Annotated in this window: 13 protein-coding genes and 1 pseudogene; 5 read left to right on the top strand and 9 right to left on the bottom strand. The window is 42.2% G+C overall.

Features of this window, described 5'->3' with window-relative positions; all coding sequences use genetic code 11:
• Positions 1–199: 199 nt before the first annotated feature.
• Positions 200–1,189: a polysaccharide lyase family 7 protein gene (locus AB4128_RS09500; protein ID WP_372037538.1), complete on the bottom strand. Its 990-nt coding sequence runs from the start codon at positions 1,187–1,189 to the stop codon at positions 200–202.
• A 796-nt stretch (positions 1,190–1,985) separates the two neighbouring features.
• Here AB4128_RS09500 and AB4128_RS09495 point away from each other — a divergent pair.
• Positions 1,986–2,204: a phage integrase N-terminal SAM-like domain-containing protein gene (locus AB4128_RS09495; RefSeq protein WP_372037547.1), complete on the top strand. Its 219-nt coding sequence runs from the start codon at positions 1,986–1,988 to the stop codon at positions 2,202–2,204.
• Positions 2,205–2,284: 80 nt separating this feature from the next.
• Here the strand turns inward: AB4128_RS09495 and AB4128_RS09490 are convergent.
• From AB4128_RS09490 to AB4128_RS09475, 4 genes and pseudogenes are all read right to left on the bottom strand, one after another.
• A pseudogene (locus AB4128_RS09490) lies at positions 2,285–2,492 on the bottom strand (hypothetical protein); the annotation flags it as partial.
• Positions 2,493–2,944: 452 nt separating this feature from the next.
• Complete coding sequence (locus AB4128_RS09485; RefSeq protein ID WP_240433843.1) at positions 2,945–3,493, bottom strand: hypothetical protein; 549 nt, start codon at positions 3,491–3,493, stop codon at positions 2,945–2,947.
• Positions 3,494–3,679: 186 nt separating this feature from the next.
• A complete protein-coding gene (locus AB4128_RS09480) occupies positions 3,680–6,019 on the bottom strand; it encodes a YgiQ family radical SAM protein (RefSeq protein ID WP_080917048.1) in 2,340 nt (779 codons plus the stop codon).
• 215 nt (positions 6,020–6,234) lie between these two features.
• Positions 6,235–6,630, bottom strand: a complete 396-nt coding sequence (locus tag AB4128_RS09475; RefSeq protein ID WP_055025524.1) for an MAPEG family protein — start codon at positions 6,628–6,630, stop codon at positions 6,235–6,237.
• Positions 6,631–6,837: 207 nt separating this feature from the next.
• On the opposite strand from AB4128_RS09475, the gene AB4128_RS09470 reads away from it, so the two are divergent.
• The 3 genes from AB4128_RS09470 (at position 6,838) to AB4128_RS09460 (ending at position 11,099) form a co-directional block, all read left to right on the top strand.
• Positions 6,838–8,061, top strand: coding sequence for a threonine/serine exporter ThrE family protein (locus AB4128_RS09470; protein WP_055025525.1), 1,224 nt, complete (start codon positions 6,838–6,840; stop codon positions 8,059–8,061).
• Between the two features lie 333 nt (positions 8,062–8,394).
• Positions 8,395–9,147, top strand: coding sequence for a putative porin (locus AB4128_RS09465; RefSeq protein ID WP_119969321.1), 753 nt, complete (start codon positions 8,395–8,397; stop codon positions 9,145–9,147).
• 323 nt (positions 9,148–9,470) lie between these two features.
• A complete protein-coding gene (locus AB4128_RS09460; RefSeq protein ID WP_080917055.1) occupies positions 9,471–11,099 on the top strand; it encodes a ShlB/FhaC/HecB family hemolysin secretion/activation protein in 1,629 nt (542 codons plus the stop codon).
• Between the two features lie 78 nt (positions 11,100–11,177).
• Here the strand turns inward: AB4128_RS09460 and AB4128_RS09455 are convergent, their stop codons facing one another.
• The 4 genes from AB4128_RS09455 to AB4128_RS09440 form a co-directional block, all read right to left on the bottom strand.
• Positions 11,178–11,594 (bottom strand): DUF6491 family protein, encoded by a 417-nt coding sequence (locus AB4128_RS09455; RefSeq protein WP_065110367.1) that lies wholly within the window; start codon positions 11,592–11,594, stop codon positions 11,178–11,180.
• A gap of 82 nt (positions 11,595–11,676) precedes the next feature.
• Positions 11,677–12,414, bottom strand: coding sequence for an ABC transporter substrate-binding protein (locus tag AB4128_RS09450; RefSeq protein WP_055025528.1), 738 nt, complete (start codon positions 12,412–12,414; stop codon positions 11,677–11,679).
• A gap of 145 nt (positions 12,415–12,559) precedes the next feature.
• Positions 12,560–14,533, bottom strand: coding sequence for a methyl-accepting chemotaxis protein (locus tag AB4128_RS09445; RefSeq protein ID WP_372037537.1), 1,974 nt, complete (start codon positions 14,531–14,533; stop codon positions 12,560–12,562).
• Positions 14,534–14,750: 217 nt separating this feature from the next.
• A complete protein-coding gene (locus tag AB4128_RS09440) occupies positions 14,751–18,584 on the bottom strand; it encodes a S8 family serine peptidase (protein WP_372037536.1) in 3,834 nt (1,277 codons plus the stop codon).
• 563 nt (positions 18,585–19,147) lie between these two features.
• Between AB4128_RS09440 and AB4128_RS09435 the strand changes: the two genes are divergently transcribed.
• Entirely contained in the window at positions 19,148–22,795 is a 3,648-nt protein-coding gene (locus tag AB4128_RS09435) for a S8 family serine peptidase (RefSeq protein ID WP_372037535.1), read from the top strand.
• Positions 22,796–23,014 lie beyond the last annotated feature (219 nt).

Genomic DNA, 23,014 nt, shown 5'->3' with positions numbered 1-23,014 from the left:
CAAGCAGGTGACTGCCATTAAATTCTTATATTTATTATTGCAAGCAGGTGACTGACTTAAATTCTTATATTTAAATTAGCGCTATATTAATTTCAACAGACGAAACCCAAACAAAAGTTCTAACCTATTAATTTAAATAAAAATATAACCAATAGTTGTAGTTACGAGTTACGAATTTTAAATTGATGTATTAACTGCGCTAAAATTTATACCCTTTATGCGTGTTATGGATATGATAGAAAGTAGCTTGCACATAATCACCATCAGCGCCGCCATTGTTTTGGTTATAAACACCCGCTTTAAAATACATATACTGGTTACTAGCACTGTAACCACTATCTTTCATATCAAAGTACTTAGTAATATTAGGCTTACCTTCCCTGATTATAGTGACGAACAACACTTCATCTTCGACGGAAATTTTATAAGAGAACTTTTCGTTTAAGGCGATGCCGTCATCAGGATCTGACAAAGTATGTGAACGTGAGCCAATCATATTTATCCAAATATCATCACCATCATTTATTTCATGGGCAAAATAAATAGACCCTTTCGAGTTGCCAGGTAATTTTCGGTAATATAAACGGATGGGTTCGTCATCAGTGGCGTGAATTTGGCCGATGATCACGCGTCCGACCTTTTTTTCATCACCAGTGGTAGATACTCGGTTTATTGCCAAAGTCCCTTCCAAACTGCCTTCAACTCCCCCAGACTTAGCTTTCGCCGAACCATGCGCATTGCTGAAAACCCAGTTATTTTTAGTCAGGCCACGCGTTTTTATTCGACTATTACCTCTACGTAGCATTTCGCGTAGTTCGGTTCTCGCATATTTTGTATTTTTTGAGGTCTTGGCACCTATGTTTGGGCAAGCGAATACCAAGCCACCATCATCTGCTGTATAAAAAAATGGCTTTAAGTTAAAGCCTTTACTTAATGATTTCTCATAGACGGTATCAGCTTTTTTATCTTCGTTGAGATCGGTTGGCAACGTTAACGACCAATCGAGTAAGTCAAAATTTTCACCTGGCTTTTTAAGCGGATCGAGTTTTGACAAATCCCCCAGTAAAACACCTTCAGCAAGACTAGTGTGTGACTTAGGAATAAGCGTATTCCCCTCAATTTTCTGAGCATTAAGTGATGCGCTAAAAACAGCTAAAGCAAAAACTAGCGCAGCAAAAACGTCACACATTTTCCTTTGAGAATGTCGGTAAGATTTATATGTGTTGATATTGGAATCCTTGATAATTTACGATCTCTTTGTTGAATATGTTCGTGTATTGTTCGGCTTAACTATTTTCAACGCTTTCTTAGAATACCTATATGCGCAGCATCATAGTGGCGCACCTACACATGAACTTAACTAACCCCGAAAAACGTAATAAAAATAGGTAAGACTTTGCTTCTAATTAACACCAAAAATTATCTAATTTCGTAGTAAAAAGAAGCAGAACTCTTTGTTGTATATGATCAAAGAGCAATGATTAATTGCAATGCATAGAATCATAGATAACTTACCTAACACAGCCATACCCTTAACAATTTATTCACACCTATAACTTTGTGTTAAACAAAATATAACCACCACAACATATCTTTGTCAACCAAAATAGTGACCCAAGCATTACCAAAAAACTAAATTGGTAGTAACTAGAGCATAAAAAAAGACTAACTCATTGGCTTGACACATTTTCTATTTGATAAAAATAAATCATATAAACAGCACCTTATATAAAAACCGAGCTGTTGTTGTAGAATAGTTTTTATATTCACTACCAATGGATATGACAACATGACCAAATAACATAACAAACTTAACCAGCGGTCAGGCTGCATTACCAACCCACAAGAGATGATATTACCAATTCACAGGAAGAGTTATTACCAATTTTGATACAAGAATAACCAATAGATGATGTGATGAGATTACAGTTCAGAACTAATAAGCAGATAATAAGCTGTACGATAATTCGTATGGATTGTGATTTATCATTAATGATCTTGTTGAACGAAGCTACGCTGTCAGGCGCATTAGAGCTTATTTCGATGCATGTCCTGATAACCTTTCAACCGAAGATTTGAAGCACTACTTTGCCAGTTTGATTGCCTTAAATTCGTGGAGCACGGTGAAACTCGACCGTAATGGGTTGCATTCACTTGTAAATAGGTCTATCGACATGTCCTTGCCAACAATGGCAGTGGCTTAATATTGTTAAGCTGCCACAAGTCAATAGACTGCCTGATATGCTTACGCCCGCAGAAGTCTCTATCGTTATTAGTCTTACTCATAAGCTGCTATATCAATGGCAAACACATCCGTCAGTTCAAGAATGAGTGATTCAATCCATCCTCGTCAGTGGTCATAGTTGTTGCCTGTGTATTTATCATCACCACATAAGAAGGCGCGGCGAACCACGCGGCTACAGCAATGATAATAAGGACTATCTCGTTGACAAGAGTTCAAGACTAATTTGGTTTCAACGAGGGCGAGGCATCATAACCTCCTTGTTTAATGCTCAAATCAAGCTTGGTAAGAAGTTACGCTTGATACCATTAACTATGGGTGTCTACGTATTTTTTAAGAAAGCGCGGCGAACCACACGGCTACAGCAATGATAATAAGGGGGGCAAGACTAATTTGGCTTCTACGAGGGCGCGGCATCATAACCTCATTGTTTAATGGTCAAATCAAGCTTGGTAGGAAGTCACGATTGATGCCATTAACTATGGGTGTCTATGTATTTTTTTGACTGCCAAAAGTCGTAATTGTTTCGCTCACTTTTGCACTCGCGAATTTAAAAACGTTTTTTATTGAGCGAAGGCTTACGAAAATTCCGCATATACATGAACAAAAATCTCGAGCAACACCAGTACATATAGTGTACAGCCGCTCGAGATTTTGTCAGACTATGGTTATCTTATGTCAATATATGCTTTCAGCGACACATTACTCATGACCCCAAGGCGTTGGCGGTAATGCCACAGGCTTGGTTAAATCAAAGTCGACTCTAAAGTCGCGGTTTTCACGCGTTAAACGATAGGTGAATGTGGTTGGCTCAATATACATGTGCCACACGTTAGTTACTGACGCCGTTAAACCGTTTTCATTAAAGTTATCAATCGACTCTTGGTCAACTGGGAATGACTGCTGAGTCGCACTGCCCATATCAGCAGTATCGCCGCCATACATAGTGACTTTATCTTCAGTACCATCTTCATGACGATGATCATGCTTGAGACGCAAGCCTGTTTCAGTTTTGGTAATCACCCAAGTACGTGAATGGTCATCACCTACATGGAAAGGAATTTTAAGTTCAGTATCGCTGCACTCACGTACGTGCATGATTAACGCTTTATTACTAAAAGCAGAGTCAGCTTCATTACCAGCTGTCACTTCACCGGCAAACGCTTTACCGCAGTATGCGGCGATTGCATCAAAATATTGATGTTGTGGGTTGTCTTTAGGGGCATGTGCCATTGCAATAGCAGGCGCCATGCTGCTGATTACACCAGCGATCAATATTTTTTTCATTATTATTCCTTTTAGTATCGATCTCGTTATTTTTATTCACACATCACACTAACAGTGATTGTTTAATTAAACCTGAATAAAAACCGTCTATAAAGACGGCTTTAATGTAACAAGGTTAAGTCATAGAGCTAACAATAGCCATGCTTTGTATTATTTCGCTCTCGCAGGGCGTTTTCCTTGCTTTTGGCCTGCACCACCAGTGCCTTTAGCGCTAAACGGCTTTTTCTTTTGTGACCAGCCAGTTTTGCCTTTGCCTGCATTGTTACCCTTATCCGATGACTTCCCGCTCCCACTGGTGCCGCCTTCTGCCTTCGCTTTATTCGCAGGTGTGGGTTTCTTGCCTGATGACTTTCTATCATCAAACTGATTACCAGAAAAACGGGTGAATGCTTTTTTACTGCCGTCACTCTTACTGCCACGGTTTTTAGCACCAAAGCCTTGGCGCTCATTACGCGCTTCTGGCGGAACAATATGTTGGACGCCGTGGCCAATCAAATGCTCTTTACCCATAGCAACAAGTGCTTCACGAATAAGAGGCCAGCCAGCGGGATCATGATAACGTAGCAATGCTTTATGTAAGCGGCGTTGACGACCTTTTTTCGGTACGGTCACTTCTTCACTGCTGTGTTTCACATTTTTAAGTGAGTTAAGCTCAGTGTGATAAATGGTAGTCGCATTAGCCATTGGCGATGGATAAAAATTCTGAACTTGGTCTAGCTTAAACTTTTCTGATTTAAGCCATAACGCCAGGTTCAGCATGTCCTCATCTGTAGTCCCTGGATGCGCAGAAATAAAGTACGGGATCAAGTACTGCTTCTTACCCGCTTCTTTAGAGTAAAAATCAAATAACTCTTTAAACTTATGATAACTGCCCATACCCGGCTTCATCATCTTACTGAGTGGGCCATCTTCGGTATGCTCTGGGGCAATTTTTAAATAGCCACCAACATGGTGTTTAGCCAGCTCTTTAACATAGCGTGGATCTTCAGTGGCTAAGTCATAACGTACACCAGAGGCAATCAGTACCTTTTTAATTCCTGGGACGTCACGTGCTGCTCGGTATAAATCAATGGTGTGTTTATGATCTGTCCCTAAATGGCCACAGATACTTGGATAAACACAGGATAAACGACGACACGTTGTTTCCGCTTTTACGCTGGTGCAGCCAAGACGATACATGTTCGCCGTTGGCCCACCAAGATCTGAAATCACCCCAGTAAACCCAGGTACTTTTTCTTGAATATCTTTGATTTCTTTGATGATTGATTCTTGTGAACGACTTTGAATAATGCGCCCTTCGTGTTCTGTAATCGAACAGAACGAACAACCACCAAAACACCCTCGCATAATGTTAATCGAGGTTTTAATCATGTCATATGCAGGAATTTTCGCCTTGCCGTAACTTGGGTGCGGCACTCGTTGATACGGCAAATCAAATACTGCGTCCATTTCGTCAGTATTCAATGGCCAAGCTGGCGGATTGACCCAAACAGAGCGATTTCCTTGGGCTTGAAATAACGCACGCGCACAGCCTGGGTTTTGCTCTTGATGCAAAATACGTGATGCATGAGCGTATAAATATTTATCATCAGCGACTTTTTCATAAGCTGGCAATAGTACGTAAGTTTTTTCCCATGGCTTGGGTCTTGGCGGCTGGACACTGATAGCTTTTGGCGCATCATTATCAAAAATTTTCTTATCAGTTGGCCCTGACAGTTTTTCACAGCCAACATCATCTGCACCATATGGGTTTGGGATCGGATCAATCTTATGCAATTGATCCAATTTACGTGAGTCCATGCCTTTCCAGCCCGGCAATGGTTCATGACGAATAACTGCGGTACCACGAATATCGTGCAAGTCAGCCATTTTCTCACCGTTAGCAATACGGTGAGCGACTTCCACCAGCGGACGCTCGGCATTACCATAAATTAGGATATCGGCTTTGGCATCAAAAATAACACTACGGCGTACTTTGTCTGACCAATAATCATAATGGGCGATACGGCGTAAGCTTGCCTCAATACCCCCAATGACGACGGGCACTTCTTTAAAGGCTTCTTTACAGCGCTGGGTGTAAACAGTAACCGCGCGATCGGGGCGTTTGCCGCCTTCATCATTAGGCGTATAAGCATCATCACTACGAATACGACGATCTGCGGTGTAGCGGTTAATCATCGAATCCATGTTGCCCGCAGTAACACCAAAGAATAAATTCGGGCGACCTAGCTTCATGAAGTCATTTTTATTGGACCAATCTGGCTGGCAAATTATCCCCACTCGAAACCCTTGTGCTTCGAGCATTCGGCCAATAACAGCCATACCAAAACTTGGATGATCAACATAAGCATCGCCACTGACAATAATAATATCGCAGCTATCCCAACCAAGCTGATCCATCTCTTTACGAGACATAGGAAGAAACGGTGCCGTGCCATAGCATTCGGCCCAGTATCTTGGGTAATTAAATAGCGTGGATTCAACTTGCATGAGATTTGCCTACATTAAACATCATCGATCTGGTGAGTTGCACTTAACCAAGTTTAGTTCAACTCACCCAACTTTTTTCTGGAGGCGGAGTATAGCAGTTACATCACACTAAGTGTGACTAAAAAAGCAGCATAAATAAGGTTTTTAAGCTATTTATAGGTTTCTATAACCTTATTAAAAACAATGACTTTTGTCTTTAAGGCTAAAGCTGATTGTTATAAACCAATAAAAAATCCAATATTTACAATCGCTAAGCCAACCATCACAACCCAAGTTAACAATACGCCCCAAACGCGGCCAAAGTGCACACCGCCTTTAGCTGCAGTTAACCCTATGGCATGTAATAATCTCGCCACAATCCACACGGTACCAAAACAATGCAATATTGCTGCAGGTAAGCCATTAAACTCAGCCAGCATGAATAAAATCAGTGCAAGGGGCGCATTTTCTAGCAAGTTTTCATGGACACGCTTTGCCAACGCTAAATCAGCATTACCACCAGTGCCAATACCGACTTTATTGACCCTTCGCTGCTTAATCACTCTGATGGACAAACCTATTGCAAGTAGCACGGTTAAGCTGGCGTAGAACCCTGAAATCATCAATGACATGTGTGATATTTCCTTTTTATTATTTTTACGGCATTTAGCCAAATAGTGACTACAATTGAGTATTCATTCTATACACATTGAAACAAAATGGAATTATCAACTTTTTAACAATTTTTTGCTGCTTTTTAGGTATTCAGCCAACCTCATTTCGGTTACTATTCGCGCCATTGACCTACTACCCATGTTAACTAGAGTGACGCACGCCTAATGAACGATGACAACTTCATTGAAAAACGCAGATTTATCATAAAATTAGGCAAAGCCCTGCATAAATTCGGTACGCCCGCTTACCGTCTTGAATCCCACTTACAAACGGTGTCTTCGACCTTAGGAATTGAGGGATACTTTTTAATATCACCCACCTCAATGACCTTTGTCTTGCAGCACGATACCGAACAAGAATATAACCATGTTGCCAGGGTTAAACCCGGTGACTTGGATTTAGGCTCTTTGGCGCGCACCTTTGATTTGGTTGAAGAGCTTAGTACAGGGCAACGTACCCTGAGTGAAGCACTCGAGCGTTTAGAAGAAATTGCCAATAAACCTAACCCTTACGGCCATGGGCTAACGTTATTGTCCTTTGGGGTGAGTGCTGGCGCGTTTGCGATGCTAATGGATACCAGCTGGAACGATGTTTTTTGGTCTGGCATGCTGGGCTTACTAGTTTACGGATTAGTATTTTGGGCAGAAAAATCTAAACGTGTCGCTGAAATGCTTGAACCGTTAGCGGCTGTAGTCTGTGCGATTTTAACCTGTGGTATTGCAGCGGTGGTTGATCCCAGCATCAATATACCCGTGGTCATCTTGTCAGGGATCATTATTTTTATCCCTGGTTTAGCGCTCACACTTGGTTTAGCTGAGCTTGCCGCTCGAGATTTAATATCAGGCACAGCAAGGATCATGGATGCGATCATGCTGCTTTTTAAATTGTATTTTGGTGCTGTACTTGGCATGACTTTGGGTAAAGTGATGTTTGGCGAATCTGTGTATATTGAACCCGATTTACTCCCTCGCTATGCCTCATGGGCAGCCGTTCCATTACTGTCTATGGCGCTGGTTATCATCTTTAAAGCACGTATCAAAGACTCACCTTGGGGAATTTGCGCAGGTATTGTGGCGTATTTCTCGGCTATGTTAGGCGGTCTTTACCTAGGGGAGTCGATTGGTATATTTGTTGGCGCACTGGCTGTTGGCATTTATTCAAACCTTTATGCTCGTTGGATGAAAGCACCCGTATCAATTGCACTGCTTCAAGGTATTGTTATTTTGGTTCCAGGTAGTAAAACTTATATTGGTTTAAATGCAATGATCTCAGGTGAGACCATGCTAAACCAGGCTCATTTAGGCACACAGGTATTTTTAATTTTTATGTCACTTATTGCAGGTTTAATTTTTGCAAACGTGATTGTGCCTCCTAAACGTAGCCTTTAATCTCAGCGTTAAGGTCAAAGCATGTCATCCCTATTAATATAGGAGCACACGGTTTGACCTTCCCTTACCTCAAAGTATGTCTTAATCAGTCAAATACATTACTTATTACGTAATAACATCATGATAAATAATTAATTTTATGTTATTTCGTATTTTTTATTTTCTTTTTATTCTGATTTGTATTACCTTCTGCGCCGCTAGGAAAGCATGCGGCACCGACTATGATGTTAGGCCGTAATTCAGGTTCAATGGATGAATCAACCTACCTTGATATCTCCATGTCCTTATTTGCTTGAATCACCTAGCGATAATAATCAAATAAAGGAATGATTGATGAAAAACGTTACCGCTTTAGCACTACTATCTGGTCTATTCGCACTTCCTGCAATCGCAGCACAAGATGCTCCGTTTCAACACGAAGCAGGTCTTGAATATTCAGCTAATACTGAAGAATTCGGCGATGGTATTTGGGATCTAAACTACCGCTACTACATCAAGCCAGTATCACAAGATAATGGCCCATATGCATTGAATGGTTTTTTAGCGCAAACCACTAATATTGGTGCTGGTTACTCAATGTTTGATGATGCAGATACTGACACTGTTCGTATTGATGGAACTTATGTATTTGACTCAAAATGGTTTGTTGGTGCTGAATACAATCGCTTTGAAATCGGCGATTTCAGTGGCAACCTTTACCAATTCGATGCGGGTTACTACTTCAATGACAGCTCGAAAGTCGCGGCATTCTATGTCGATGGCAGTGATGATTTTGAGTCATTCTACGGTGCTGAAATTCGCAGCTTTCTAGCCTTTGAAGCCACAACAGGCATCGATTTAGGCGCTATGTGGACTCACACTGACAATGACGACATCTTCAATTTGAATGCTGACTGGTATGTGACTAAAGCTTGGTCTGTTGGGCTTGGATATGTTGACGACGGTTCAGATAATGATTTTGCAGCTAAGACAGCGTACTGGTTGCGTATGTCAGACGCTTTCTCTGCAACTTTTGAAGTATCTAAAGTACTTGATTCTGATGTAGATGGCTTTGGCGCAAGTATCGGTATTGTCGGTCGCTTCTAAACCTTGCTTACTATCTCCCCTGATACCCAAAAGGAGCCATGATGAGGCTCCTTTTTTTATTGACTCTCTCAGTCAAATCAATAATTTTTGTAAATAATCTGCGAAATTTCAAATACCCGCCATACTTAATCTTAGCCACTAAACCTTTGTACTAAAAATGATCGTGCAATGATTAATTGCTATTAGGTCAATAACTTAATTAGCTAATTCAATTATACATAGCACTCAAGACTTCTCATTTGTGGCCATTAAAATAAGTATAGGTAACCATAATAAAAACAACGAACGCATCAATAAAGCTTACCCATTGCGCTTGGAGCTTTATGTTAGTCATCATGATGTCTCCCGTGCTTGTATTAGCCTCACAAGCACCGCTAACTGTACCCAATCAAAGCGATAAAGACCGTGAGACAGCAAATCAAAATAACACCATTACTGTTGATAACATTATCGTGCAGAGTAATGCTATTTTTGACGAAAGTGACCCTGATGCCTTTTTTATCCATCATTGGGCGAATTGGCTACATATTAATACCACTGAACCCACCATTCTCGACAAGCTCACTTTTAAAGAGGGTGAACAAGTCACTCAAAAAACGTTTGCAGAAGCACAACGGTTATTACGTGCTGAACCTTACTTACGTGATGCAAAAATATATGTTGCCCAGAAAGCGCCCGATGCGGACTCCGATGAGCAAACCGTGGTGGTTGAAACCTGGGATAACTGGTCGCTACTCCCCACATTTAGTCTAAGTTCAAGTGGCGGTGAAACCAAATATTCAGTCGGGATTAAAGAAGATAACTTAATGGGACTTGGGATTAAAACTCGCCTTAAGTATCAATCTAATGCTGATAGAACGGGTTATAAATTTGGCGTTACCGCCCCACTCAAAATTATTCAACATGCCACTGTATCTGCCAATATTTATGACAACAGTGATGGCCAAGCAACCCACTTGTACTTTACTAAGCCTTTTTACTCATTGGACACAAAGGATCAGTATTTTGCAGAGTACTTAACAGATCAACGTATTGATACTTTGAGACAAAATGGTGAAGACGTTAATGAATTCGAGCATAACGTTGATTATGCCGCCTTGTCTTTTGGTTGGTTATTAAATAAAACAGACGCAGATCTTTCAAGAGTAACACTCGGTATTACCCAGGATAAACATCAATTTGCAGCCAGTGACACGTTCCCCGATGGTCCTTTACCTCAAAATAGAGATTTTATTTACCCTTGGATAGGTTATGAATACCTGCAAGATGACTATCAGGTTTTTACCAATATTCACTTGATCAACAATAATGAGGATTTTAATTTAGGCTGGCGCCATTATGCTCGAGTTGGTTTTGAAACCAATGATGTTAGTGAGGGGAATAATATCGGCTACCATTTTAATGTTAGCTCTAGCCGAGGTTATCAACTAGAAAAAGACTTACTGTTACTCAATTTCAGTGGCCAAGCTAGCATCAATACCAGCCAAAAAGACTTTTATAATGTTAGCGCTCAAGCTGAGTACTTTTATAAAATTCATCCTAAATGGACTGCCTACGCTAAAACTCGGCTGGCAACCTCGAAAAACAATTACCTTGATAAACCTTTTGCTTTAGGTGATGACACTGGAGTTCGGGGGTATCCCAATGATTACCAATATGGTGATAATCAATGGTTACTCACAGGTGAAGTTAGGTATTATCCCAACATCAACCTTTACCAATTAGCTGAATTAGGTTGGGCAACCTTTGTTGATATAGGCCAAGCCTTTGGCGGACCTGATGAAAACAACGAGGTCAGCTCCCCTATAGGCAGTGTCGGCATTGGTGCGCGAGTTTTCTCCTCAAAATCAAGCTATGGTAGCGTAGGTCATATTGATTTAGCCGTGCCTTTTACCAGTGGGGAAAAAGTCGATGACTGGGAATGGCGTTTTCAAGTAAAAAACCGTTTTTAATAAGATCTTCACTATTTAACCTCAGCGACTCAACTTGAGTAAACCAGTTCCCTTGTTGAACATTAACAGCTGAAAGGCTTATTTGATGTTTTCAAATCCAGCAATCTTGTCACGAATTTGCTGTTCTTGTTCCTTGCTATCGATTTGATAAATTTTCTTAATTTGACTTTTAAATTGCGGAGCGTCGCCAGTTGATACGGTATCAAACCCAACTGTCACCTTACCCATGCGAGATGTAATAACCAAGGCCTTTGCAAACGTTAAATTCGTATTTACCCCACTTAACACAATGAGGTAAGTTTGTTTTGGTCGACTATCAACAAACACTGTGCGATTGTCCATAGTTCGCCAACCGTCCATCCTAAAGTTATCAATACTGGTGACTTCAGTCAGCTCATCAAATTGATAAAGTGCAGCTTTTTGTTTGCTTGCCTCTGACGCACTGCATCCCAATAACATTAACGATACCAACGCAATTATCATTTTATTCAACATAAGCTATCACCCCGTAATATGTTCAGTTAGTTCACGTTTTTAACGGTATAACGTCAGCATAACCAATGAATGAGTGAAAAAGCTAATGAATTTTTGATATCACGGATTGTTCAGCGACTACCTGCCATTGCTCCATTAATCCAGCGTTAATGCTGTCGTTAATGGCGCTATCCAATATAGGAGCCAAATGGGCATATTCGCTGTTCAGATACACATATAAGGGGTAAGTTTGTAGCTCTACAGGCAATATCATCACATTGTCGATATTCATCTTATTCAATGTACTTGCACCATCTAAACGACTGGTCACCGCCACATCAATACGACCTTTAACTAAAAGCTGCATGAGTTGTTCAGTAGACGCCACTTTTAATAGCTTATCTGGGTTTACGTCAATTTGTTCGGTATGTTTAACACCACGGATCACTCCCACATTGACATCGACGATATCTTTTAGCGAGTAAATATTGAGGCGATTATCACTGCGAACCAGTAATGCCGTTTTTAAGTGGTAATAAGGAGTGGGAACACGAATGAGATCGGGATTATCAATGCCATATTCCCATATGCGCATGATTTCACCGGCACTTTTAGCTTCGCACACATTAAGCTCAGCTCGGCTTGCTGGCAACATTTCAATTTCACAATTTAATTGGTACTTTTTGCAAAATCCATCAAATAATCTGGCACCGACTTCTTGCTCTGCTAGCCCTTGGATGCCTACAAAAGAATAGGGTTTTGCCATCGCACCAGCGACAGGTATTAGCCAAATGAACATACAAAGAAACTGAAATAAGAAAACATTAAGAAACACTTTCATGGCAATAAGTCCTTTTGCCGCGACCGATATACACCGGGATATGATTGTTGCTTTACCTGTACCTATGCCAATTTAACGAGCACTTTCATAGAGGTAGATTGTAGCCAGCCACAACCACATCACCTGAGTTATATCGATAACTCCATTAGTGAGTTTCTATTATAGTAAATTTATCACTCGCAGCTTTTAAATTGGTACTTAAGTGCGACAGTCCTTGAGACTGTTCAGAGACTTCATTAGCAATCATACCCACTTGTTGGCCAACTTCATCTATTTGCGCCAAGCCTTCTGTTAATTCCGACGTTGCTAACGCCTGCTCCTTACTTGCCTGAGCGATAAAATCTTGCTGCTCTGCTGAATAACTCATGTGAGCCACAATATCGTTGAATGCGAGGCCAGTTTGCTCTGCAACGAGATTACCTTCATCCATTTTAGTTAACGACACTTGCACTAACTTCACGGTTTTATCAGCCGCTTCAGCGCTGCGACTTGCTAAGTTTCTTACTTCATCTGCCACCACAGAAAACCCTCGACCAAACTCTCCTGCCCGTGCCGCTTCAATGGCTGCATTAAGTGCAATTAAGTTAGTTTGTTCAGCAATCTGGGTAATTTCTCGCATGATAGTGGCAATTTGTTCACCTGAAACATGAATATCTTGTAAAGCGACCCTCAAGGCTTGCATTCGATCATTACCTGCTTTAGCAGCTAAATAAGCGGATTGACCTTTTTGGTTCATTTCTTCTGTTGCGTTAGCTGTTAAATGGATCTGGCTGTCTATTTCTTGCAACGCTGCACTGATCGAGCCTACTGACGTTAGCTGCTCAGTGGCACTTTGTGCCAGACTGTTGCTGTGGTGATTCAGATCTTCTGTCTCACTGATAATTTGCTGGGTATTTTGCTTTACCGATACCGTCAACAAGGTGAGGTTATGCACCATTTCAACCAACGCATGCCCTAACAGATCTCGCTCACCGGCTACCGACGGCTGACAAGTTAAGTCACCAGATGCGATAATTTCAGCCGCTGCAACTTGGCGCTTTTGCATCTCAATTAATTGCTTCATTGACTGGCTCATATGGCCTAGCTCATCAGTGCGTTGTAATAGTGCTTGCCACTTTTTGGCATCAAGGTGGGTCAGATTGCTATCTCCTACCGATAAATCATCGACTGCGGTGACCATTGTCCCTAACCCTTTGGTTATTGCATTCACTAACCCTAAAATAAGCCCTGTGATCAATAATGATGAAACTAAGGCCACAATGCTGCTCAGCAGTATTAATTGAGACTGGCTTGCGGCCATAACTTTTTTATCGGTAGCACTGACAATGATCCACCCCGTACTGGCTTGTTGCCTGATTGAGCCAAGATACGCGACCCCATTCTCTTCAAAATCAACGATGCCACCTTGTTGTTTGCACAATGCTTGGTGTGACGCAAACGCTCGCTGACTGTCTATAAATGGGTGAGCAATAAGCTCACATTGCGCTGATAAAATAAACGCATAGCTATGCTCATCATGTTGGCTAATATCAACAAAGTCATGGTAAAAATTATCCAGTGGGATACTGGCAAATAACACCCCTTCACCTTGAACCCGTTTCGCAAAAGTGACCAATAACTTACCGTCTACTCGGCTTTTTCTCGGGTTAGAGATAACAATATCTACTTGGTTAAATGCAGCGTTAACATAAGGAAGCTGCTGATAGCTTTGGCCAATGCGCTGCTGATTACTTGCTGCAATGGCGACACCTTGTTTATTGAGTAAAGCGAGGTTTCTAAATTGAAATTCAGAAGCTAAGGCCGCAAAGTGCTTAGAGAGTTGCTCAGCAACCTGCGAGACGTTATTGCCTGTCGAGATGCGATTGTCTATGTGAGCATTATTAGCTTGTAACGTTTCACGTATATATGGGCTGCGAATGAGTGCGCTAATAATACCTTGGTTATGCTGATACCAACTATCAATGTTCTTTTGCAGCAATGCACTATTACCACTTACTGTATTTTCAGCTGTTTGTTTCATGGTGGCCAAACTAAAGTAAATAGTCAGTGTTGCCAATAACATAAAACCACACACAACCGCTGGCACAATAATGAGATTAAACTTATGTTTTAGCTTCATATTATTTTTCTTATTTATTCAGAACACGTTAAAACCAATAAGACATACAATATGATAAAAACCAGCTAAAAAAGATGATTAAGCTCAATTAATTTAGACTTAATCTGACAGTCCTTATAGATAAAATCACATTAAAGCGTACACAAATAAAAAGCCGCTTCACCATTGAAGCGGCTTAAATATAAAGTTTAGAATTTAGATTAAAGTTGCGCTGAGATTAACTTCTGCGTCTAAGGCCTAACAAGCCCAGCACAAATAACCATAACCCCATTGCACCACCGCTTGAATCAGACTTAGGTTCAGGCTCTGGTGCTATCACTTCAGCAGTCACAGCAATGGTTGCTGTGGCAGCTACCGCTGTTTTAACACCATTACTGACCGTTAGCTCAATCACGGCACTGGCATCAGCATCAACCGATGGCAGCGTTACATCGGTATTCATGGCCATTGCATCTGCGAAGGTCACCACAGGGCCTGACACTTGGTTCCAAGCATAAGTTAACTCATCATCACTATTAGGCGCGGTACTATCACTTGCTGATAAGCTCACTGTCGTGCCTTCATCAGCTGTCAGCGAAATGGATTGTTCACCATTAATTTTGGCAACAGGTACACCACTTAACATTACAGGCGCTAGCATTTCAGTATGACTCACTTCATTAAGAGTATGCGAGACACTGAATACCAAGTCTTGGCTCATCACCAATGCTTGTGTATCAAGTTCCACGACAATCTCTTGTCCAGCTTCATTGGCCGCTTGCACCACTTCCCAAGAAACCATTTCACCATCAACATTCCCTTGATGACTGTCGCTTTCGATAACCAAACCGACTGGCAACTGCGCAATGATTGATAAGGTGCGTTCCTCATCAGTGTCATTGTCTGCAAGCGCAATAGATAATGTGATCATATCGCCAGTATCTGCTGATTCGACATCCAGCTGACTTTGGGCATAGGTTGCTTTTCGGTATAACTCAATTGGCATTAATCCCACGTTATCTGCAGCATCTACACCGGTACCAATTTCAAGTACAGTCGTATAAAGCGTGTCAGATTTAAGTGTTTTATCCCAGTTAAGGACTAACCCAATATCCTCATCGGCTGCCACAGCAGATTTAAAGTCAACAGTGACACTTTCATCATCTTTGCCAATGACAGCGAGTTCAATCACCACATCATCTTCGACATCTGACGGCGCAGACGTATCACCATAGTTGTGCACTGTGACATAGTAAGAACCTGGATCTGGGTCATTGATTTCACATGACTCATAAGCCGTTTCTGTTGCGCTCATACACGTTAAAGGATCCATTTCCCGTGCATTATCAGGCTTACCGTTATAGTTACTATCACGGCCAATATATAAGTCTAAATCCGGTGAACTGGTATGTTTAACACGTGCAATAAGACGCTTAGTGTTCGGCGTAATGTTCACTAATTGCGAATAATACTTACTGCTATCGTTATACACATTCGTTGGCCAGTTCGATGTATCGCTGTCGTCTCGAGGTATGGTTGTTTCAATCACTTCAACTTCAGCTAACTCAAAGACCCCAACCTGAATATCACTTGAGCCGACGGTCTTAATGCCAGAAATCGCAGCACTGCCTTTATTCTGCCCTGTGGTTAACTGCGCTATTTCAGGCATACTACCAGCAACAAAGCTCCCCACTACCGGCATCTTGGTGGGAGTTAGCGCAGTATTTTCTGGCGTTAATACTAAATAACCCATGCCATATTCTGACGCATAGCCTTCACCAATGGTTGCAGTGATATCTAAGCTAATACTTTCGCCAGCTGCAAGGGTAAAACTTGAAGGGGTTGCAGAGATAGACAAACCAGGGGTTTGAGATAACTCGCCCACAGTCCATGTTGACGATGCTGTTGCTGTGAATGTTCTTGTCCACGAACACGCCATCATACAGTTATTCATTAATGCTGAAGGTAGGTTCAATGACTCGGGTGTGCCGTCTAAACTAGGATCTGCTAACGTATAGTCTTCATGCGATACATCCATCACCAAGCCAGCGTTTAACGCATCTGCGACACGTGCGCTGCCAGCTCCACCTGTAAATAAACTGGATGGCGTCACACCGTCTTCCATCCATGTGTTTGTTTCAGCACTGAGCATTAAAGCAGATTGAGCTTGAGCCGGTGTCCACTCCGGTTTTAAAGCAGCAATTAAGGTATACACACCTGCAATATGCGGACTCGCCATAGAAGTACCGCTCATAAAGGTCGTCGGAGATTCTGTTTTATCTCCAGTATCTCGCCACGGTTGGTACTCTGTATTCGCCCCGTAAATTTCAACGCCAGGAGCAGAAATATGCGGCGTAAGCCACCGGTTCATTATTGACTCAGGGCCTCGTGAGGTAAATTCCGCCGCAATATCTGCTTTAGCAGGATCGCTTTCAAGTACTGACGCATTAAAACTCACAGTATGATCAGAACCAGACGATAGCCAATCCGTCAGTAGTGCACCTTGATCAGCATCTAAATGTACTGCGGGTAAGACGTGTAAATCAGCATCGACTGTCTCAGCGCCACCCTCTAAGTTAATCAAGACTAAACCAGCAGCGCCACCAGCACGAACATTAGTCCCCTTAGCTACCCTTGCTATATCTCCTCGCTCGCATACAACAATTTTTCCGGTTACTGTGTCAGCGTCAAAAGGCTCAAGACAGCCTGCCATGCCTAAATCTGCAGCACTAATGATTTCGCCAGAGATACCGCTTGTTGCGCCTTTACCTGTTAATGGCTCAAGATCGTAATCTCCGCCTGTAAAGGTGACTTCCTTGTCTGTGAAGCTACGATCATGTGTATAAGCGGCGACGGTGGTAAGCCAAGGCGCATTACCCGGTGAACCAACGGTCTCAGCGCCTGGGCCGTCATTACCTGCTGCGACCGCAACATGGATACCCGCTTCTCGCGCAGCAAGAAATGCTAATGCATCTGTGTCATTCCATGGGTCACTTGCTCCACCACCGACTGAATAGTTGATAACTTGAACGCCATGTTCAATTGCGTGCTCAACCGCTAATGCAGTGACATCAGGCCAACATCCTGCATCGGCGGCGCACACTTGATAAGACACAATATTGGCATGAGGGGCAACACCACTAATTTGACCAAAGCTAAATTCAGCTTCTTCGCCAACGGCGTTATAAACCGTCACATCTTTAACGATGTTACCTGCTGTGGTTGAAGCCACATGAGAGCCATGACCATTATGGTCAATACCAATTCGGTCGTCCCCTTCTGGGGTATAGTCGTCTAAAAGAGCTTCATGCGCCCAAATACCAATCAATTTGTCATTACAATAATGCGCTAAATCAGAATCACTACAATGACCTAAGTAGGTACCTTCTCCGAGTGGGTTTGTGTGGTCATAACCATCACCACCAATATCAGCAAAAGAAGCACTTGTATGGTTAATCCCAGTATCCATGATTGCGACGATGACGCCTTCACCCATACTAGAAACGCCTGTTGCTGAGCCATCCCAAGCACTTGGCGCTTGGATATGCTTTGGCCCAGAGTCAGTATTCAAATGACGTAGTTCGACTTTTTGAACGCTTTTTACACCCGCAACAGAAGCCAGCATTTGCGCTTCTTTTTCTGATAACTCAGTACTGAAACCGTTTAAGGCAATTTGATAATCGTCATGCACAGTCAATTGGCGGTTCAATGTTGATTTCGCCAGAGACAATGTTTTACTACGCTGGGTATTAAGGTATTGAATATATTGCTGACTCACTGCACTGTTAACATTCAGCACGCCTGTTTTAGCTCGGGAATTTGATGGGTTAGCTAAAATGCTTGTGGCCTTAAGATCCCCTTTATCACCGTGATAAGTCGCTAGGGGCTGGTCATCTAATAACACTATATAAAGGTTATCAATTTGACGTGGATTCTTGGTCGTTGGTTGGTATCCTCGCTGACCACTATCGGTATCAATACCTCGGGTATCAACCACTTTCGCTTGCAAGCTTGGGCTAAATGCCAGCGTTAGCGCTGCTGCAATTAAGCTTTTCTTATATATCGATGTCACAATATCTTCCTCGTTCTAATTATTATCTATCGCGTCTTTATCTGTTTTCGTTAGCCATTGCTTGGCAATAAATCATGCTGTTAACGACAACATTTCGCAGCAATAACGATGTCTGTAACCTTGATACTCGAAGATAATAATCTGAGGCAAATATACAGCGACTATTCCATTTCATTTAAGCTTCACTTTTATTTCAATTCCTTTTTAATCATAAACTTACAAAAACAAACTGTATCTAAATGTATCCAATTTTAGCGATATATTCTCTTTTAACTCCATAACAGGGCTTCATGACAGTTTTATGGTGTACTCACCAAATTAAACAATATAAAACAGATGCTATCTTATTGTTTATTAAGTAAATGAAAAATTATTGAAAGATAAAAGAAACAAAATCAATGCCCATTTGCTTGAGCTTTGTGGTGGTTTCAATGAAAACCTATGTACGAGTATTGAGCAGAGGACTTCTGACTCAATGAGCCTAAGAGTGCGGCAACTCTATTTGAAATAAAAAGAAATGAAGTTAAGCAAAAATATAAAACAATAATTTGAAGGGAAACCCTATGTCATTTACCAAGTCAAAACTAGCGACGTGCATTGCAATCGCCTCAATGATGCCAGCAGCTAGCGTCGTTGCCAGTCAGTCTGATGTGTTGTCACCTTACTCAGCCTCAGCTCAACAAACCGAAAATGCGACCTTATATGTTTACTTATCTGATAAAGGGTCGTTAACTAAAGCAACTATCAACAACAAAAGTAAATTTGCCCAGCGCCTACAACAAATAGAAGCAAGCCAGCAGCAAGTGATTAATAACATCATGGCACTTGATGGCAATATCAAGACGCTTCCTGGTTCTAAACTCGTAGGTAACTTTATTCGAGTACAAGCCGACAGCAGCTATATTGAAAAAATTAAACAACTTGATGGTGTACAAGCCGTGGTTGTGGCTGCAGCACCTATTAGCGTGCCAACAAATGCACTTCGTACAGCAACAAGTCCTTCGATTAACTCTATCACTCCAGCTTCTGCGCCAGCATTTTCTGACGACATGACAGCGGGTGAAGGCGTTAAAGTTGCCATCATTGGTAGTGGTGTTGATTATACCCATACAGGACTTGGCGGCGATGGCAGCGATGAATCCTATGCAACAGCAATGGAGAATGCCGTTAATGCATTTGATGGTTTTCCAACAGATGTGGTTGTTGAAGGGATGGACTTAGCCAGTGATGCAGGCTGGGGATTAGATCCAAACCCAATCGACCAAAATGTGTATTTTACCCGTGATTACGACGGCGCGACACACAATACAGGTCACGGTACTCGACTTGCCAGCGTTGTTCACGCTTTAGCGCCTGCAGCCAAAATTGCAGCGTATAAAACCTCAAATGTGTCTGATCCATATGGCTACGGCTATAGCTTGTCATCAGAAACTTCAAGCACATTTATGTTGGCTCTAGAATACGCTCTTGACCCAAATCAAGATGGTAGTTTTGACGATCGAGCAGACATCATTGTCGTCGATGCATTAGGTGGTAATGCATTTTATGCTGAGCATGATGATGGCGTATCAGGTGCAGTGATTGAAGCTTATGCAATTGAAATGGCTTCGGCATTAGGTAGCTTAGTGGTAGTTAACGCTGGTAATGGCGGAGAATGGTACGACAATAGTTTTAATATGACATGGCGCGGCGCCGCGCCGAGTGCATTAACAGTTGGTGGCATGGTTGCTGACGAAGAAGGCAATATGATGGTCACAGAAAAGACCCCATATGGCCCAGTTCGTGGTGCATCAACATTCAGTAAACCTGATATGGTCAGCTACGCTGAAGATATCGAAGTTGCCGTTGTGGGTGGTGGCGATGAAATGGACACCCAATCTGACACTGTCATGGCAGCTGGCCGCATGGCTGCCGCCGCTGCGGTATTAAAATCAAAACGCCCTTCATTGTCTATGACTGAAATCAAAGCATTGCTTATGAATACAGCCAACAACAAAGTCATGGATCTAAACAACAAGCAAGGTGAATTAACGCTTATTGGTAGCGGCGCTGAAAACCTTGAAGACGCATTAGCTTCTGCAGCGGTTGTGTGGGAAAAAGGCTCATATCAGCCTAACCTCAGTTTTGGCTTTTCAGAAGGCACTGGCACGCAGCGTTATACCAAACAAGTGCAGCTTAAAAACCTTTCAGAAGAAACCGTCACATACGATGTTGCCCTAACAAGCATGGGCAAAGATGGCGACATGGCGCTGACTTGGGAGCACCCAGCCAATATCAGTGTCCCTGCAGGACAAACGGTCGTTTTCCCAGTCACTATGGTTGTTGATTACACCAAGCTGGCTAATTGGCCGATGAAAATGGGCAGTGATTTAACTATTGAAAATTGGCAAAAAATCGAGCTTTCAGGCCAGCTGCAATTAATGGCTGAAGAACGACCAACACTGAGTGTGAATTGGCTTGCCAAACCACGTGCGAAAACTTCTATCACCCGTCACTTTGATACGTATGAAGAAATATACGGTACTGAGTTTACTCAAAAATTTAGCGAAACAGCTGGTGCATATGCACAGCAATTTACCAATGACAGTGAAACAGAAACAACGTTTGCCGTGTTTCCTGCCATGAAACACCAACCCAACATCAATGTCGGCAAAGAGCATACCAAAGGTAACATGCTCAACACGGTTGCTGGTGGTATTTATGATGAAGCGATGTGTTCGTCAGGTAAAAAAATGGTTGTTGCTGGCCGCTTCTTTGAACCGAATGATGTCGGGATGGCGAACCATTTTGATAAAGCGGGTGCTGCACTTGTCTATTGGAGTACTTACCAAGAGCAGTTTGTTATCGACAACGAACTCGATAAAGCAGTTAATGGCGATCCTTATGCATGGGATGAAGCGACTCAAATGGTCATGAGTGGTTTTATTGAAGTTGATGAAAATGGTCAGCCACATTCCTACTACATTGATTTTAACAAAGAGTACGACTGGACCGATCATTATGGCCGCTACACAAAATCTAGCTTACCCACGTATGTTACAGGTCATGGCCAAAACTTTGTCGCACAATACTGTCTCGATGACTTATATCATGGCGAAAACATGGCGAGCTTAGAGGACTTTGACCAAAACCAAGGCTGGCTTTTTGGCACCGACCGCGACGCTTTAGCAAACCTTGGTGAACCCATTATTCTGTTTAATCCGGTCAAATATGGTAAGACAACCACAACTGAGTATTTCGACTGGTTTACCGGCGAAATGGTCGAAACACAAAGTAAAGATGGTGGACTACCATTAATCTCTCGCTTAGTGGAAGAAGGTGAAGCCAAACATTACAGCCCGATGGTCACTCTAGCCGCTGGCGAAACAGCCGAACTTTCGATGGCAAGTGAGTGTAACTTCTCTTTCGGGTTTGGTGGCGGTGGCTGTCAAAATTACGGGATGTTAATCATGAGCCTGGAAAATAACTGGGCAATGGCGACGCCTATGGGCCAAGGTGATTATGCCTTTATTCCACATCCCAAAGACGGCCAAAGTCACAGCATTAATGAAGATGCTGAAATGGGAGAAGTGGTTGCCCATGTTGAACTGGATGCAGAAACCTTCTTTGCTAATGGTCAATATGAAGCAGAATGGTCTCCATACACACTGGCATTAGCCAAAGCAATTCCTGGCGATCCTTTCTCGGTTGCAAACAACGGAGAAATCACCGTCAACAACCCTGATGCTATCGATTATGATGCAGGCCACATGAGCTATGACTTAGAAGTCATTGGCTATCAAGGTAACGCATACACTGCGGTATCGACAGTGACGATTAACATTAATAACGTTAATGATATTGCACCAGCAATTATCGCTGAAATGCCAGCTGTCACCATGGATGCTCAACAAGCGGCTGAAATTGATGCCTCAATGTATTTCAGCGACGCTGAAGGTGATGCACTGACATTTAGCGCGACGGGTCTACCTGAAGGCATCAGTATCGACAGTAAAACAGGTATGATTACTGGTACTGCAGCTGCTGGGACTTATGAGGTGGTAGTAACAGCTGATGACATGGTCAATAAAACCGAAACTAGCTTTACCATGACCATTAATGCACCTGTGGCTGAAGCGGCGCCAGAACCTAAAAGTGACGATGGTGGTAGCTTTGGCTGGTTAAGCTTAAGCTTGCTCGCTTTACTCGGGTTACGCCGCAGACAACACTAACCTTAGATATCATCTAAAATGAATAAAAAGCGCCTTAGGGCGCTTTTTTATTTCCCGAGATACAAATTGAAACATTAATTTAACATTTGAGCAATATAACTTAAGGCGCTGTAATTGTTATAAAAACACTCCTATCAGTAAACCTTATCCAAGATCCCAAAATTCATGGCGTATTTCAAAAAATAATAAATCAGTTATGTTACTCAAAGCTATTTGGTC

Source organism: Shewanella sp. 10N.286.52.A9 (genome assembly GCF_041468985.1).
GTDB lineage: Bacteria > Pseudomonadota > Gammaproteobacteria > Enterobacterales > Shewanellaceae > Shewanella > Shewanella japonica.
The sequence above is the reverse complement of the archived record's forward strand: the minus strand, read 5'-3'. Positions and strand labels throughout refer to the sequence as shown.

What these genes read in the sequence shown, in the direction of transcription:
- AB4128_RS09480 (WP_080917048.1), bottom strand. Translation starts at nt 6,019, where the DNA reads ATGCAAGTTGAATCCACGCTATTTAATTACCCAAGATACTGGGCCGAA.
- AB4128_RS09465 (WP_119969321.1), top strand. Translation starts at nt 8,395, where the DNA reads ATGAAAAACGTTACCGCTTTAGCACTACTATCTGGTCTATTCGCACTT.
- AB4128_RS09455 (WP_065110367.1), bottom strand. Translation starts at nt 11,594, where the DNA reads ATGTTGAATAAAATGATAATTGCGTTGGTATCGTTAATGTTATTGGGA.
- AB4128_RS09500 (WP_372037538.1), bottom strand. Translation starts at nt 1,189, where the DNA reads ATGTGTGACGTTTTTGCTGCGCTAGTTTTTGCTTTAGCTGTTTTTAGC.
- AB4128_RS09450 (WP_055025528.1), bottom strand. Translation starts at nt 12,414, where the DNA reads ATGAAAGTGTTTCTTAATGTTTTCTTATTTCAGTTTCTTTGTATGTTC.
- AB4128_RS09460 (WP_080917055.1), top strand. Translation starts at nt 9,471, where the DNA reads ATGTTAGTCATCATGATGTCTCCCGTGCTTGTATTAGCCTCACAAGCA.
- AB4128_RS09445 (WP_372037537.1), bottom strand. Translation starts at nt 14,533, where the DNA reads ATGAAGCTAAAACATAAGTTTAATCTCATTATTGTGCCAGCGGTTGTG.
- AB4128_RS09475 (WP_055025524.1), bottom strand. Translation starts at nt 6,630, where the DNA reads ATGTCATTGATGATTTCAGGGTTCTACGCCAGCTTAACCGTGCTACTT.
- AB4128_RS09435 (WP_372037535.1), top strand. Translation starts at nt 19,148, where the DNA reads ATGTCATTTACCAAGTCAAAACTAGCGACGTGCATTGCAATCGCCTCA.
- AB4128_RS09470 (WP_055025525.1), top strand. Translation starts at nt 6,838, where the DNA reads ATGAACGATGACAACTTCATTGAAAAACGCAGATTTATCATAAAATTA.
- AB4128_RS09485 (WP_240433843.1), bottom strand. Translation starts at nt 3,493, where the DNA reads ATGGCGCCTGCTATTGCAATGGCACATGCCCCTAAAGACAACCCACAA.